The following is a 15,561-nucleotide window of genomic DNA, read 5'->3' on the forward strand; positions in this document are numbered from 1 at the left end:
CCCCTCGGCCGTCCTGCGAAGGGAGGAAGAGACACAGGCTGGCATCATCGGTGCGGGCCAGGTTTGGTGGGGATTGCTTCCACGCCCCTTTCTTGCCGCCTGCCTCGCCGAGAGCCGCGCGCCGGAAGCCGCTCCTGGCCGACCGGCGCACGGACCCGGGGCTTGTCACCGCCAGATGGACTTCAGCTGCCAAGCCTGCAGGTGGTTGAGGGTGGCGGTGCCGCCTTCGGCGAAGACCTCGACGCCGGTGCTGGAGGGGTCTGGGAAGATTTGGTCGGTGATCACGGCTTCGCCGTTGCCGCCGAAGACCTCGACGGATGACCAGTCGACGAGGATGCGCAGCTTGACCTTGCCGTTCTTGGCCGCGAGGGGTGCGGTCTGGACGCCGGGGAAGGTGCTGTTGAAGTCCCCGGCGCCGGAGCGGGTGCGGTCGACGTACAGCTCCTGGGTCGTGGTGTCGTAGCCGATGACGGTCTCCTGGCCTCCCGCGCCGGTGCGCACTTTCAGGCCGAAGCGGTCGGCGTCCTTGAGGGAAAAGGTCGCCTCAATGTCGAGTGCCTTGCCCTTGGCCGCGGTCAGGGGCTTGGAGGTGCTCTTGACGGTGACGCCGGACGCCGTGGCCGGGCGCTTGGTCCGGAGGGATTCCAGGCTGCCCACCGGCTTGCTGATCAGCCGGACCTGGCCGTTGATCGTGCGCAGTGCCATTTCCCGGGGAACACTCTGCGCGCTGCGCCAGGGGGAGGTGGGGATGGACTGGCCGTAGTCCCAGTTGTTCATCCAGCCGATCATGTAGCGCTTGCCACCCGGTGCGTTCTCCCAGGACACCGCCGCGTAGTAGTCCTTGCCGTAGTCGGTCCAGTCGGCGCGCTGTACGACGGAGAGGGCGGGCTTGTCAGCGGCGGTGAACTGGTCGGCCATGACGTGGCCCCACCCGGCGGTGTTCATGTCGCGGATCTGGATCTGCGCCTTCTTGCCGAGGTAGGGGCGCATGTTGAAGGAGGTCCAGTCCAGGGTCTCGCTGTCGGCGCCGCTGGCGCTGCGGACGACCTCGCCGTCGACGATCAGGTTGACGGACGTCTCCTGCGAGACGCGCTGGGCCTGGCTGTCGGACAGCACGATGTGGTCGACGTTGAGGTGGCCCCAGCCGCCGGTGTTGTCGTCGACGATCCTGATCTGCGCTTTCTTGCCGGCGAGGCCGCTGACGTCCCAGGAGGCCCAGTCGAGCGCCTCGGCGTCCTTTCCGGTGGCGCTGCGGACGACCTGGCCGTCCACGAGGAGCTCGACAGCGGTGGGGTTGTCGGAGTCAGCCGGGTGGTTGCCGCCGCCGATGAGGAAGTTGATGTACTTCTTGTCGATGGTGAACTCGGGCGACGTGAGGGTGCCCGTGGTGGAGTCGCCGTTCAGGTAGGTGTTGACCAGTCCGTTGCCCAGGAAGCCGGAGACCTGTCCCTGGTCGGGGAGGGTGCCGGTGGCCGGTGCGGTGCCGAAGGCGTCTCCGGTCGCCGTCCAGTCGCCGTAGGTTCCGCCCTCGAAGTCGGCGAGGACCGTCCCCTCGGGCGGAGTCGTGTCCAGGACGGTTCCGGCCTCGTGCGGGTGCCGTCCGCCACCGATCTTGAAGTTCAGGTAGGGGCTGTTGACGGTGAAGGAGGGGGAGGTGAGGGTGCCGGTGGCGCCGTCGCCGCCGTGGAAGCTGTTGGCGAGACCCTTGCCGTCGAAGCCGGTGACCGCCCCCTGCCAGTCCACCGCCCCGGTCGCCGGTCCCTGACCGAACGCGGTTCCGGTCGTCGTCCACGAACCGAAGTCGGTGCCCTCGAAGTCCTGCACCACCGTGCCGGTGGGCGGGGTGTAGGTGCCCTTGTCCTCGGCGGTGAACTTCTTGCCGTCGAAGTCGCCGACGAAGTACTGCGAGCCCGAACCGCCCGCGATACCACCGGGATTGATGTTGACGACCAGGACCCACTTGATGTTGTTCTTGTCCCCGTCGACCGCGAGCGGGAACAGGTCGGGGCACTCCCACACGCCGCCCGTCGCACCAGCCGGCCCGAACTCGCTCTGGAGCTTCCAGTCCTTGAGGTTCTTGGACGAGTAGAACTGCACCTTGTGCTCGGCGGACAGCGACACCGTCATCAGCCAGCTCTTGGTCGGCTCGTACCACTGGACCTTGGGATCGCGGAAGTTGTTGGAGCCGATGTCGATGACGGGGTTGCCCTGGTACTTGGTCCAGGTGCGGCCGCGGTCGGTGCTGTAGGCGAGCGACTGGGCCTGCTTGCCGCCGTTCTTGTAGGCGCTGGTGTAGATCGCCACCATGGGCGGGTTCTTCTTCGTGCCGAAACCGGTGGTGTTGTTCCAGTCGACGACCGCGCTGCCGGAGAACACCATCTCCTCGTCGTCGTGCGACAGGGCGAGCGGCAACTCCTCCCAGTGCACGAGGTCCCGGCTCACCGCGTGCCCCCAGGACATGTCGCCCCAGGAGTTGCCGTTGGGGTTGTACTGGTAGAAGAGGTGGTACTCGCCCTTGTAGTAGACGAGGCCGTTGGGGTCGTTCATCCAGTTCTTCTGCGGAGTGAAGTGGAACTGGGGTCTGTAGGTCTCGGTGTACGCCGGAGTGTCGGCCGCGACGGCCTGGGGGGCGAGCGGCGCTGCCGACAGGGCGCAGACGGTCGCCACCGCCGCCATCATCCGTATGCGGGCATGCCGGGATACGCGTGCAGAGCTCATGGTGTCTCCTAGTCCCGCGGCTCGTCGGCGCAGCGCTGACTGCGGCCCCGGCGCGGACGGACCGAAAAGTGACACCCCAGCGGCGTCGGCGTCCACGCAGCCGACTGGGGTGTCGACGACGACTTGTGTCATCGATGACAGCGAGTGCCCGATTATGAAGCGCAATCCGGCCAGTGCGTCAACGGTGCGGGCGTGATTGCTCCGGTACGGGCCTACGGTCCGTCGGGCATCGTCGGAGGTCGCGAACCGCACCAACGAGTTCGGCCATGACGGGTGGAGGTCGGCAAACGCGCAGGTCAGAGTGGTGACTTGGGTGGCAACCGGCAGGCTTCCGCGGCGTCGTGCGAGACCGAGATCGGCCGCGTCAACGAGTTGTTTCCGGGGTGTTGACCGGTAGGGCCTCGCGGTGCTTCACTTCCGGGACCGGTCCCGAAACCGGTTCCGGGACCGATGTCGGTACCGGTTGCACGGGTCTCTGTACGATCGGCCCTTCGGTGCGGGAGGACGTCTTCCGCCTCTGCAGGAAGGGAGGGGAGGTGACATGGGAGTCACTATCGCCGACGTGGCCTCGCGGGCCGGGGTCAGCAAGACGACGGTCTCGCGGGTGCTGAACGGCAAGGGCGAGATCAGCGAGGACACCGTCTCGAAGGTCCGCAAGGCGATCTCGGAGCTCGGCTATGTGCCGAGCGCGGGGGCAGTGGGGCTGGCACGCGGCACGACCCAGATGATCGGGATGCTGGTCCCTGACTTGGCCTGGGCCTGGGCCGGCATAGTGCAGGCGGTCGTCGAAACGCTGGAGGCCGAGGGCTTCGGGCTGCGGATGCTGACCTGGAACCGCGGTGAGGAGTCACTGCGCAGGCTGGGCCTGCAGGTCGCTGCCAAGTCGTTCGACGGGCTGCTGGTGATAGAGCCCGAGGGGGCCCTGGGATCCATCACGGAACTGCACGAGGCCGGACTGCCGGTGGTGCTGATAGACGACCGCTTCCAGCGGCCGGGATTCCCCTACGTGGCCACCACCAACCGGGAGGGCGGTGAGCAGGCGGCGCGCCACCTGCTGGACCTCGGTCGCCGTCGCCCTCTGGTGGTGACCGGTCCTGATGAGTACGGGTGCACGCAGGAACGGCTGGGCGGCTTCGTCGACGCGTATGCGCAGGCCGGGATCGAACTCGACCCGCGCAGAATCATCTGCGGCGACTTCCTGTTCGACGACGGCCGGAGCGCGGTGGCGCAAGCTCTCGCGGACGGCGTGGAGTTCGACGCGGTCTTCGGGCACAACGACCCCTTGGCAGCCGGCGTGATCGCGGCCCTGCACGAGGCCGGCCTCAAGATTCCGCGGGATGTCGCCGTGGTGGGGTTCGACGACGTCGAGATGGCGTCGTACACCTATCCGGCGCTGACCACCATCCGCCAGCCGATGCGGGAAATGGGTGAGGCGGCGGCTCGTCTGCTGCTCGACCACGTGCGCAGATCGCCGGAGGCCGCTCCCTCGCGCATCGTTCCCACCAGCCTCGTGATCCGTGGCTCGACGTTAGAGCCGAGCTCGAACTGACGCGACGTCATCGCGATGCGTAAGTGATGGCGCCTCGCGGCCGGGCGGTGCGTTGCCGGTGACGCACCGCCCCCGTCTCCTTGAAACCTCTCTCCTTGAAACCTGGGCGAACCTCTTCGGCCTCGCCTTCCTCACAACATCCGGCGGCTGCGCCTGCGTTCACGCGGCACCGCCCACCTGCACTTTCCGCCCGCGCGTTCCCGATCCGGGACACCGAAGGGGCGCCTGGCACATCCCGCCCGGCCGCTACCCACTCCGCGTCGGACGCTCCCACCGCGACCCGCGAGGGACCGCCGCCGCTGTCACCACAGACGCTGCCCACTCGTGGGCCGGCCCATCCGGGCGCCCGCCCCTTCCTACCCTTCGCCGCCCCCCGCGCCTGTCTCGCTCAACGGCAAGGAGCCGCATCATGCGTATCACTACCCGTCACGCTGTCAGAACCGTCCAGACCCTGTGCGTCACCCTCACGGCAGCCCTCGTGGCCACCGGCTGCGGCCGGAGCGAGGACTCCGGCCCCGGCAACGATGCGCCCGCCGAGATCGGCGCGGGCAAGGCCAAGGGGACGGTGGTCATGTGGTCCATGGGCGACCCCGACGAAGACCTGAAGGAACTGGCCAAGAAGTTCGAGCAGGAGAATCCGGACGCAGACGTCAAGATCACCGCGGTCCCGTGGGATGGCGCACACGACAAGCTGACCACCGCGATAGCCGGCGGCAACACACCGGACATGTCCATGGTGGGCAGCACCTGGATGGCCGAGATGGCCGCCTTGAACGGCTTCCAGGCCACCCCGGCGTCGATCAAGTCGTCGGACTTCTACCCCGGCCAGTGGGACACCACCAAGTACAAGGGCATCTCCTACGGCGTCCCGTTCATCGCCGACACCCAAGCGGTCTTCTACCGGACCGACATCACCAAGAAGGCCGGTATCAAGGGCGCCCTGGCCGGCGACCGGGCCGGATACCTGAAGGATCTCAAGGCCATCCAGGCCACCGCCGGCAAGGAGAACCCCAAGCTGCGCCATGCCAGCGGGCTGGTGATGGGCTTCAACTCCTGGATTTTCTGGGTGCCGATGGTCTGGCAGCAGGGCGGTGACATCTACGACGCCAAGACCGGGAAGTTCACCTTCGACTCGCCCGAGGTCGCCAAGGCGCTGGAGGACTACGCGAGCGTCCCGAAGCAGGGCTTGGCGCCGACGGACAGGTCGGACAACGTGCAGGGCTTCCGCGACGGGCTGATCGCCGTTTACCAGGAGGGTGCGTGGGCCGGCGGCAGCCTCCACAAGGACGCCCCAGAGCTGGACGGCAAGTGGAAGACCATGCCGATGCCGTACATCAAGCAGCCCGCCGGATTCGCCGGCGGCAGCGACCTGGCGGTGTTCAAGGAGGCCAAGAACCCCGACGCGGCATGGAAGTTCGCCCAGTTCCTGACCGAGCCCGCCAATCTGGCGACCTATTCCAAGGCCACCGGCAGCCTGCCTCCTTCGCCCCAGGCGTGGACGGAGGGGAAGCTGACCGAGGACGAGAACTTGAAGGCGTTCGCCGAGCAGCTCGAGGTCAGCAAGGCGCCGCCCGCCATCACGACGTGGCAGCAGATCGCCGACACCATCGACTCCGAACTGGAGAAGCTGACCCTCGGCAAGGCCACCGTCGCCGAGGTGCAGAAGACGCTGCAGTCCAAGGCCACCAGCATCGGCACCGGCCGCTGAGCGCCGCCGCGTGAGTACCCCTCGTACGGACAACCCTCGTACGGACGGATGACATCCATGTCCACGAAAACGCTCCCCGAGCGGGGCGACACCCACGAGCAGGGCACCGCAGGGTCGGAACGGAGTGCCGATCGCCGGCACTCCGGGCTCCGGAGCACGGCGCGCGGCAGGCAGGCCCGGGCCGCCTGGGTCCTCGCCGCCCCGTTCCTCGCGCTGTTCTTGGCCTTCATGCTGCTGCCGGTGGTGTGGTCGCTGCTGATGGGCCTGACCGACACCAAGAGCGCGGACCTGCGCACACCGCTGAACGTGTCGTTCGTCGGCTTCGACAACTACGTACGCCTCTTTGAGGACCCGCAGTTTTTCACGGCCCTGCGCAACACGGCCGTGTTCGTCCTGGTGGCCCTGCCCCTGACCCTGGCCGCCGGGCTCGCGGCGGCGGTTGCCCTCGACCGGGGCATCCGCCGCTTCCGGGCCGTCTTCCGGGTCGGCTTCTACCTGCCGGTGATCACCAGCATCGTGGCCGTCGCCGTGGTGTGGAAGACGCTCCTGGAGCCTCGCGCGGGACTGGCGAACCTCGTCCTGGGCTGGTTCGGGATCGACGGTCCGGCCTGGCTTGCGGACACCCGCTTCGCCCTGCCCGTCATGATCGTGATGGCGGTGTGGCGCAACCTCGGCACGGTCATGATCATCATGCTGGCGGGTCTGCAGTCCGTACCCCAGTCCCTGATGGAGGCGGCCGAACTCGACGGCGCCGGGCCCTGGCAGCGGTTCTGGCGGGTCACCTTCCCGCTCCTGCGGCCGGCCCTGCTGCTGACCGCCGTGACCACCGGCATCGGCTATCTGCAGTTCTTCGACGAGCCGTTCGTGATGACCGATGGCGGACCGCTGGACTCCACCCTGTCGGCGACGTTGTACGCCTACAAACAGTTCGGCAACGGCAACTACGAGATGGCGTCGGCCGCCGGCTACGTCATCTTCGTCCTCATCGTCGCGCTGACCGTGCTGCAGTTCCGCGTGCTGCGAGACAAGGACTGATGCCTCATGAGCACCCTCTCCACTCTCCGAACGCCACAACCGGGCACGGACCGCTCCCTGAGGCGCCGCCGCATCCGCCAGAACTGGGGTCAGCCCTGGCTGTACATACCGCTCGCCGGCGCCCTGCTGCTGATGATCGCGCCGTTCCTGTGGATGCTGTCCGGGTCGTTCAAGCCCGAGGCCGACATCCGCAGGGTCCCGCCCGTCCTGATACCCACGGTGCCCACGACCGCCAACTACGGCGAGCTGTTCAGCACGCTCGACTTCACGAGCATGTTCGCCAACTCCGTGATCGTGGCCCTCGCTGTGACCGCGGGCAACCTGATCTTCTGCTCGATGCTCGGATACGCCCTGGCCAAGCTGGAGTTCCGCGGACAGCGCGCCGTCTTCCTGCTGGTCATGGGGACGCTCATGATCCCCGGCCTGGTCACCTTCGTCCCCCTGTACGTGCTGGTGGCCAACATGCAGCTGACCGGCTCCCTGCTCGGGCTGATCCTGCCGTTCCTGGCCACGCCCTTCGGGGTGTTCCTGATGCGGCAGTTCATCTCCACCCTGCCGGACGAACTGATCGACGCCGCCCGCGTCGACGGCTGCCGCGAACTGGCCATCTTCGCGAAGATCATCCTGCCGCTGACCAAGCCCGCCCTCGCCACCCTCGGGATCATCACCTTCCTCGGCTCCTGGAACAACTTCCTGTGGCCCTTGGTCGTGGCCCAGAACGAGAGCCAGTACACCCTCCCCGTTGGCCTCGCCCTGGCCAGCAGCGGACAGTCCTTCACCCGCTTCGGCATCCTCCTCGCCGGCGCCATGGTCGTCCTGCTGCCGGTGATGATCGTCTTCCTGCTCTTCCAGCGACAGTTCGTGGCGGGCATCGCCACTACCGGCCTGAAGTGACACCCCGGCTCCCGCCCCGCCGCCCCATGCCGTACCGGTCCCGCCCAGAGCGGCGGACGGACGGCACGCGAGCCCCGCCGCGCCGGGCGGCAAGGTTCGCGCGACGAAGCACTCACCGTCGCCCATCAACTCTCTGATCTGTGACGACTCATCTCTTGGAGAACACCGTGGGACAGCCGGTCCACTCTGCCGCGTACCTGGATCCGGAAGCGTCCGTGGAAGCGAGAACCGACGACTTGCTGTCCCGGATGACCCTGCCGGAGAAGGTCGGGCAGCTGCTGATGCTCGACGCACAACACGGGGACCTGGCGGACATCGTGTCGGCCAAGCTGGCCGGGGCAGTCCTGCATGTGTCTCCCGACCTCATGCCGCAGGCCATGGAACTGGCCCGGCGGACACGGCTCGGCATACCGCTGCTGACAGCCGACGACGGCATCCACGGCCACTCGTTCTGGCCGGGGGCGACCATCTTCCCGACCCAGCTGGCCATGGCCTGCACCTGGGACCCCTCCCTGCTCCACCGAGTCGCCAGAGCGGCCGCGACCGAAATCGCGGCGACCGGAATCCACGGGACGTTCTCCCCGGTGCTGTGCATCACCCGGGACCTGCGCTGGGGCCGGATCAACGAGACGTTCGGCGAGGACCCGTTCCTGATCGGTGAACTCGGGGCGGCCATGGTGCGCGGCTACCAGGGCGACGGCCTCAGCGACCCGACAGCCGTGCTGGCGTACGCCAAGCACTTCGCGGGCTACTCCGAAACCCTGGGCGGGCGCGACGCCAGCGAAGCCGATCTCAGCCCCCGCAAGCTGCGCTCGTGGTTCCTGCCCCCCTTCGAGCAGGCGGTACGGGCCGGATGCCGCGGCTTCATGCTCGGCTACCAGTCCATCGACGGGGTGCCCATCACGGCGCATCAGTGGCTGATCAACGACGTGCTCAAGGGCGAGTGGGGCTTCACCGGGACGCTGGTGACCGACTGGGACAACGTCGGCCGGATGGTCTACGACCAGCGGACCTGCGCCGACTACGCCGAGGCGGCGGCGGTCGCCGTCAACTCCGGGAACGACCTCATCATGGCCACGCCGCAGTTCTTCGAGGGCGCCCAGAAGGCGGTCGCCCGCGGCCTGATTGAAGAGAAGCAGATCGATGACGCGGTACGGCGGGTTCTGCGGCTGAAGTTCGAGCTCGGGCTCTTCGAGGACCCCCGCGCCCCCGCCCCCGAGCGGCAGGCGCAGGTGATCGGCTGCAGCGCACACGCCGACCTCAACCTGGAGACCGCCCGTCGCTCCCTGGTGTTGCTGCGCAACGACGGGGTCCTGCCCCTCGAAGGCGGGCTGACCTCGGACGGAACCGGCCGCGCCGCGAGCCGAGGCAAGCAGCGGACGATCGCGGTCATCGGCCCCAACGCCGACAGCCCGCAAGCCATGCTCGGCGACTGGGCGGGCGCCACCGGCCAGGTCCCGTGGATGCCCGACGGACATCCACGCGAGTCGGTGGAGACGGTGCTCGACGGCCTGCGCGCCGTCGCGCCGGCCGACTGGACCATCACGTACGCCCGCGGAGCCGACATCGAAAGCCCCGCCTCCAACTCCGAGTGGTCCCTCGGGCCCGACGGCCAGCCACAGCCGGACGTCTTCACCCCTGCCCCGGTCGACCAGTCACAGCTTCAGGAGGCCACCGCCGCCGCAGAGGCCGCCGACTACGCCGTCGTGGTCGTGGGGGACACCATCGCCCTCACCGGCGAGGTGCGCTCCACGGCCACGCTCGACCTCCAAGGAGGCCAGATCGCACTGCTGGACGCGGTCGCCGCCACCGGCACACCCGTGATCGTCGTACTCGCCCAGTCCAAGCCGAGCACCCTCCCGGACTCGGCCCTCAACTCGGCAGCACTCATCGAGGCGTTCAACCCGGGCATGCGCGGTGGCCGCGCCCTCGCCGAACTCCTCCTCGGACTCATCGAACCCAGCGGCCGGCTCCCGGTCTCCTTCGCACGCCACGTCGGACAGCAACCGGTCTTCTACAACCAGGTGCGAGGCCAGCACGGGAGCCGCTACGCGGATCTCACCCAGGACCCCCTGTTCGCGTTCGGCGAGGGCCTCACCTACACCACCGTCACCTACACCGACCTGGTCGTGCACGACCCGGAGGTCCCCGCCGACGGCACCGTCGACGCCACGGTGCGGCTCACCAACAGCGGCAGCCGCAGGGCCGTGGAAACGGTCCAGGCGTACGTCAGCGACCTGACCACCAGCGTCACCTGGGCCGAGCAGGAGCTGAAGGGTTTCACCCAGGTTGAAATACCTCCCGGCGAAAGCCTGGACGTCCGCATCAGCATCCCTGCCTCCCAGTGCTCTCTCGTCACAGCTGACAACCGCCGAGTGGTCGAACCAGGCGAGTTCGCACTCCGCGTCGGCCCCAGCTCACGGCGGGAGCAGCAGCTGAGCGTGGAATTCCGCATCCGGACCTGAAGGCCGCACACAGGCTTGAAGACCACCGCCCCGTCGGCCCGCCGCCCCGCCAACCAGAGGGCCGGCGGGGCGGTCCCCTGTCATACCGAAAGGCACGCGTGTGTCCACCCCACCCCGCGATCCACACTTCCCCGTCGCGCACCTGCGCCCGCCCCGCAACTGGATCAACGACCCCAACGGGCTGGTCTTCCACGACGGCCACTACCACGTGTGCTACCAGTACAACCCGCACGGAGCGAACCACGCCACCATGCACTGGGGCCACTTCCGCAGCCCCGACCTGCTGACCTGGGAGCCGCTGCCGATCGCCCTGTCCCCGGCCCCCGGTGGCCTGGACGCCGACGGCTGCTTCTCCGGTAACGCCGTCTCCGACGGCGAACGGCTGGTCGCCTTCTACTCCGCGCACCGCGAGGACCGCTCGTTCCAGCACCAGCCGGTCACCCGCGCCGTCTCCCGAGACAGCGGCCGGACGTTCAGCCCGAGTGGTGAATTGGTCATCCCCGAGCTGCCCGAGTGCTGCACCATGTACCGCGACCCGTACGTCTGGCAGGACGGCGACGGCTGGCGGATGCTGGTCGGCGCCGCCCTCGCGGACGGCCGCGCCGCCGCCCTCCTCTACGACTCACCCAACCTGGAGAACTGGGCCTACCGGGGGCCCTTCGCCACCCGCCATCCGGAGCCCATCGGTGGCACCGACCTGCTCACCGGGGAGGGCTGGGAATGCCCGCAATACCTCCCGGCAGCCGACGGACGCGGCGCCCTCCTCGTCAGCACCTGGACCGAACCCACCGGTCCGCAGAGCGTCGCGGCCCTGATCGGCGAAGAGCATGACGGCCACTTCAAGGCGGGCTCAGCGGTGCCCGTCGACCACGGCCCCGACTGCTACGCCCCCGCCCTGCTGCGCGCACCGGGCGACCGGTGGCTGCTGTGGGGCTGGTCGTGGGAAGCCCGCGACGAAGCCTGGGCCGTCGCGGACGGATGGGCCGGGGTCCTCACCCTGCCCCGCGAGATCCACGTCCACGACGACGGCACACTGCGCCAGCAGCCCGCCACCGAACTGCTCGCCCTGCGCGGCCGACACACCATCACCGCCACAGGCGCAACGCACGGCTCGCAGCCGGTGGACCTCGGCACCGTGGGCCGCGCCTTCGACCTGACGGCCCGTCTGGAGCCGACCGGAAACGCTGGCCTGCGGCTGCTCACCATCCCGGACGGCTCCGAGTACCTCGACATCCGTCTCGACGTAGACGCGGGCGAACTCGTCGTCGACCGTGACCACGCCTCACTGGACAGCCGGGCCCGCGGCGGTTCCCACCGGATGCCCTGCCCGCCAGACCGGCCCGTCGACCTGCGCGTCGTCGTCGACCACTCCATCGCCGAAATCTTCCTGATCACCACCGGCCAGGTCCTCACCCTGCGCTTCTACCCCACAGGGCAGCGCCCGTGGCGACTTCAGGCCCGCACCGCCCCGGGTACGCGCCTCGGCTTCGCGGTCGACGCATGGGAACTGCATCCGCTCGTGATCAAGGAGCCGAGCACCGGCGCCGCAGAGCCGGCTCCGGCGTCGCCGTAGAACCGACTCCAGCCGGTCGATCCCCCACCTCGGCGATGTGTCCCACCCGCTCTCCCAAGTACTGAACAAGCAGGTCCGAAGGAGGATCTTCCATGAGGTCATACGGTCTCGGACGACGCCAGTTCCTGGCCACCGCCGTTGGTGTCGCTGCCGCCTGGACCCAGGTTTCCGGGAACGCCATCGCCGCCCCGCAGCTGAAGCAAGCTTCACGTGACAATTCCGTCCGTGTGTGGCTGACGGACGTATCGGCCGACAAGTGGGTCGCCGGCCAGGACGATGTGCTGTTCAAGGCGAAGAGAGCGGCCAACCCGCTGACGATCAAGATCGACGACAGCGTCAAGTACCAGAAGGTCGAAGGCTTCGGCGCGGCCATGACCGACTCCTCCGCCTGGCTCATCGACAAGCTGTCCACCGCCGAGCGGACCAAGCTGATGAAGAAGCTGTTCGATCCCTCGAAGGGAATCGGCCTCAGCCTGCTCCGCTCTCCGATGGGCGCCACGGATTTCAACGCGTCCGGGAACTACTCCTACAACGACATGCCCGCGGGACAAACGGACCCCACGCTGTCCAACTTCTCCGTCCAGCATGACGTGCCGTACATCATTCCGGCCTTGCGGCAGGCCCTCTCACTCAACCCGTCCATCAAGATCATGGCCAACCCGTGGAGCCCACCAGGCTGGATGAAGACCTCCGACTCCATGATCGGAGGCACCCTCAAGAGCGAGTACACCTCCGCGCTGGCCAACTACTTCGTCAAGTTCATCCACGCCTATGGCGAAGCCGGCGTGCCCATCTCCTACATTTCCCCGCAGAACGAACCCATGGGTACTCCCACCTGGCCCGGAATGTTCCTGTCCGCGTACCAGGAAGCCGAGTTGATCCAGGAGATCGGCAAGGCGTTCGAAGCCAACGGAATCTCCACGAAGATCCTGGCTTGGGACCACAACTGGGACGTGCCCTCGTATCCGGAGACGATCTTCAGCGATCCCGCAGCCTCCAAGTACACCGCGGGAACCGGATGGCACATCTACAGCGGCAACCCGAACTACCAGACAGTGGTCCACAACGACTACCCGAGCAAGGAAACCTTCATCACGGAAGCCACCGGAGGCGTTTGGCAGGACAGCGACCAGACGGCGTTCAGCGAAGCACTGGGAACGTGGATCATCAACGGAACGCGCAACTGGGCAAACGGGGTGATGCTGTGGAACATCGCACTCGACCCCGATCGGGGCCCGCTCAACAGCGACACGGCCGGCATACCCATGCTTCGGGGCTTGCTCACGATCGACCCGGCCGACGGACGGGTGACCTACAACGTGGACTACCACGCCCTCGCTCATGCCAGCAGGTTCGTCAAGCCCGGAGCACGCCGGATCTACTCGAACACCTTCGGCGAAGGCAGCATAGAGAACGTCGCGTTCCAGAACCCGGACGGATCGAAGGTCCTGATCGCCCACAACTCGGGCAGCGCCGCGAAAACCTTCAGCGTCGCGGACGGGACACACTCGTTCGACTACACCCTGAACGCCGGCGACGCCGTCACCTTCACGTACTCCGGGCCTGCGCAGAGCGGCCGTACCCCCGCAGCGACCAAGGTCTCGGACCCGACACACGACTTCACGTTCAAGTCGGCATCCGGCCCGGTCACCGTCACGTACGACCCGGCACTGCTGCCCTACCAGAACTCCATCCGTACCGGAAACAAGCTGGTCACATACTCCCTGCCGATTGGAGCTTCCGTCCAGACGACAGGAAGGGCGCTGAGTCGTAGCAAATGGACCGCCACGGCTTCCGCGCAGCCGGACTGGGGCGTGGCCGCGAACGCGATCGACGGCGACATCAACACCAGGTGGAGTCTCGGGCACGGGACGACGAGCGGCGACTGGTTCCAGATCGACCTGGGGAACCCCACGAGCTTCAACAAAATCGTTCTCGACACCGGCGTGAACAATTCGTTCGACTACGTCACCAAGTACCAGATATACGTTTCGAACGACGGAGTCGATTGGGGCAGCGCGATCGCGAGCGGCAGCGGGGGCATCGGCAAGATAGCCGTCACGCTGCCGACCCGTACAGCACAGTACATTCGCATCGTCAGTACTGCGCCATCCGGTTTCTGGTGGGCCATCGGCGACATCGAGGTGTACGGGTCTGCACGTGGAACCGGCTCGATCACAACTCCGGCAGCGATACCGAACGGCCTTCAGCTGAAGAGCTGGACCAGCAAGGAAGGGGAGCAGGTCACCGTAGTATTCAACGGGACCACCGACAGCAAGAGTTTCAAGATGTCCACCGACGGCTCGTACACCTATACGCTGCCAAGCGGCACCTCGGCGATGTTCACCACCAAGAAGCTGTCGAGCTACCCACCGCCGACGTTCAGCGAATTGAAGCCGGAACGGGGAATGCCGCGCTCCAAGTTCACGATTCGCGGTTCTGGTTTCGGCGATGCACAGGGGCTGGGTACGGTGTATTTCGGATCGAGCTATGCCGAAATAGACACCTGGTCGGACGCGAGCATCAGCGCCTACGTTCCGAAGGGGCTTCCAGCGGGGAAGGTCACGGTTTCCGTGAAGGGGGCCAGCGGAGCAGACGCAGGTGGATCATCGTTCGACGTCATAGATCTTGGTCCTGCGCTGCCGCGGACGGGTTGGATCGCAAAGGCTTCGGACGCAAGTCAGTGGGATGCGCCCGGAAACATGCTGGACGGTAATTCCGACACTCGGTACAGCTCCGGAACAGGGCAGTACGACGGCCTCTGGATCCAAGTGGACATGGGGCAGACACAGACCTTCGACAAGATCGTGCTGGATGTCGGCGGCAGTGTCAGCGACTATGCGCGAAGCGCAGACGTATACGTATCCACGGATGGAACCGACTGGACCAAGGTCACGTCCGTAGCGGACGGCCAACGAGTCCACCTGATTTCCTTCCCGACGCAGACAGCTCGCTACATCAAGGTCGTCAATACCGGCAATGTTGCCCGTAGCTGGTGGTCAGTCGCAGAATTCAACGTCTACAACTGACCTTGGGGCTTTCATGTGGGGCGGCCGCGTTGGCCTTGCCCCCGGGCGTAGAGGAAGTGCCTCTTGTCGGCGGGAACAGGGAGTGCTGACGTCCTTGTGCCCGTGGACGAGGCACTTTCCGGGTGTCCGTGGCGACTTCAGGCCCGCAGCGCACCGAGTACGGGCATCGGCGACGCGATCGACGTCCGCGTGCCAGACCTCAACGGGCCCCCGAGGGGTTCGCCGGACCCACCGCGTCCGTGGTCGACGAACCCCATCATCGGGTGGTGCCCAAAGGTTCTCTTCCAGGTCGCGGTGGCATCCTGTTTTCGGAGTGCGCCAGGACGAGGACGCCATCCAGGCCCACGATCACCTGCCCGCGCGCATCTGGCGCCGCTTCACCGGCCAACCGCCAGAGAAGTTCGCGACTTCAGCGCGGGCGGTGCGCAGCGCGGCCAGCACCCGCTGCCCGCGCCGACGCCAGCTTGCTAGTCAGCTGGCCGTGTTCGGGTCGGAGGTCACCCGACCCCAACACGGCCGGCTGGGCCCGCGGCCGGCTAAAAAGGGCCGGCAGTCCCCACCGGGCGCGACCGGGAAGGCCACCGCCAGGC

The 15,561-nt window shown here is 67.3% G+C and carries 8 protein-coding genes and 1 pseudogene; 7 read left to right on the forward strand and 2 right to left on the reverse strand.

Annotated elements, in window-relative coordinates; genetic code table 11:
- Positions 1-165: 165 nt before the first annotated feature.
- Complete coding sequence (locus tag ABT063_RS29655; protein WP_351062437.1) at positions 166-2,718, reverse strand: GH32 C-terminal domain-containing protein; 2,553 nt, start codon at positions 2,716-2,718, stop codon at positions 166-168.
- A gap of 541 nt (positions 2,719-3,259) precedes the next feature.
- Here ABT063_RS29655 and ABT063_RS29660 point away from each other — a divergent pair.
- From ABT063_RS29660 to ABT063_RS29690, 7 genes are all read left to right on the forward strand, one after another.
- On the forward strand, positions 3,260-4,267 hold the full coding sequence (locus ABT063_RS29660) for a LacI family DNA-binding transcriptional regulator (RefSeq protein WP_351062439.1): 1,008 nt from the start codon (positions 3,260-3,262) through the stop codon (positions 4,265-4,267).
- A gap of 409 nt (positions 4,268-4,676) precedes the next feature.
- Positions 4,677-5,975: an extracellular solute-binding protein gene (locus ABT063_RS29665; RefSeq protein ID WP_351062441.1), complete on the forward strand. Its 1,299-nt coding sequence runs from the start codon at positions 4,677-4,679 to the stop codon at positions 5,973-5,975.
- Positions 5,976-6,023: 48 nt separating this feature from the next.
- Positions 6,024-7,010, forward strand: coding sequence for a carbohydrate ABC transporter permease (locus tag ABT063_RS29670; RefSeq protein ID WP_445276496.1), 987 nt, complete (start codon positions 6,024-6,026; stop codon positions 7,008-7,010).
- A 6-nt stretch (positions 7,011-7,016) separates the two neighbouring features.
- The gene (locus tag ABT063_RS29675) at positions 7,017-7,904 is read left to right on the forward strand and encodes a carbohydrate ABC transporter permease (protein WP_351062444.1); all 888 of its coding nucleotides are present in this window, start codon (positions 7,017-7,019) and stop codon (positions 7,902-7,904) included.
- A gap of 167 nt (positions 7,905-8,071) precedes the next feature.
- Positions 8,072-10,369 (forward strand): glycoside hydrolase family 3 N-terminal domain-containing protein, encoded by a 2,298-nt coding sequence (locus tag ABT063_RS29680; protein WP_502990910.1) that lies wholly within the window; start codon positions 8,072-8,074, stop codon positions 10,367-10,369.
- Positions 10,370-10,469: 100 nt separating this feature from the next.
- Entirely contained in the window at positions 10,470-11,942 is a 1,473-nt protein-coding gene (locus ABT063_RS29685) for a glycoside hydrolase family 32 protein (protein WP_351062446.1), read from the forward strand.
- A gap of 92 nt (positions 11,943-12,034) precedes the next feature.
- Entirely contained in the window at positions 12,035-14,971 is a 2,937-nt protein-coding gene (locus tag ABT063_RS29690) for a discoidin domain-containing protein (protein ID WP_351062448.1), read from the forward strand.
- A 179-nt stretch (positions 14,972-15,150) separates the two neighbouring features.
- On the opposite strand, the pseudogene ABT063_RS52345 reads toward ABT063_RS29690, so the two are convergent.
- A pseudogene (locus ABT063_RS52345) lies at positions 15,151-15,561 on the reverse strand (IS1380 family transposase); the annotation flags it as partial.

The sequence above is a fragment of the Streptomyces sp. NPDC002838 genome (assembly GCF_040295365.1).
In the GTDB taxonomy this organism is placed as follows: domain Bacteria; phylum Actinomycetota; class Actinomycetes; order Streptomycetales; family Streptomycetaceae; genus Streptomyces.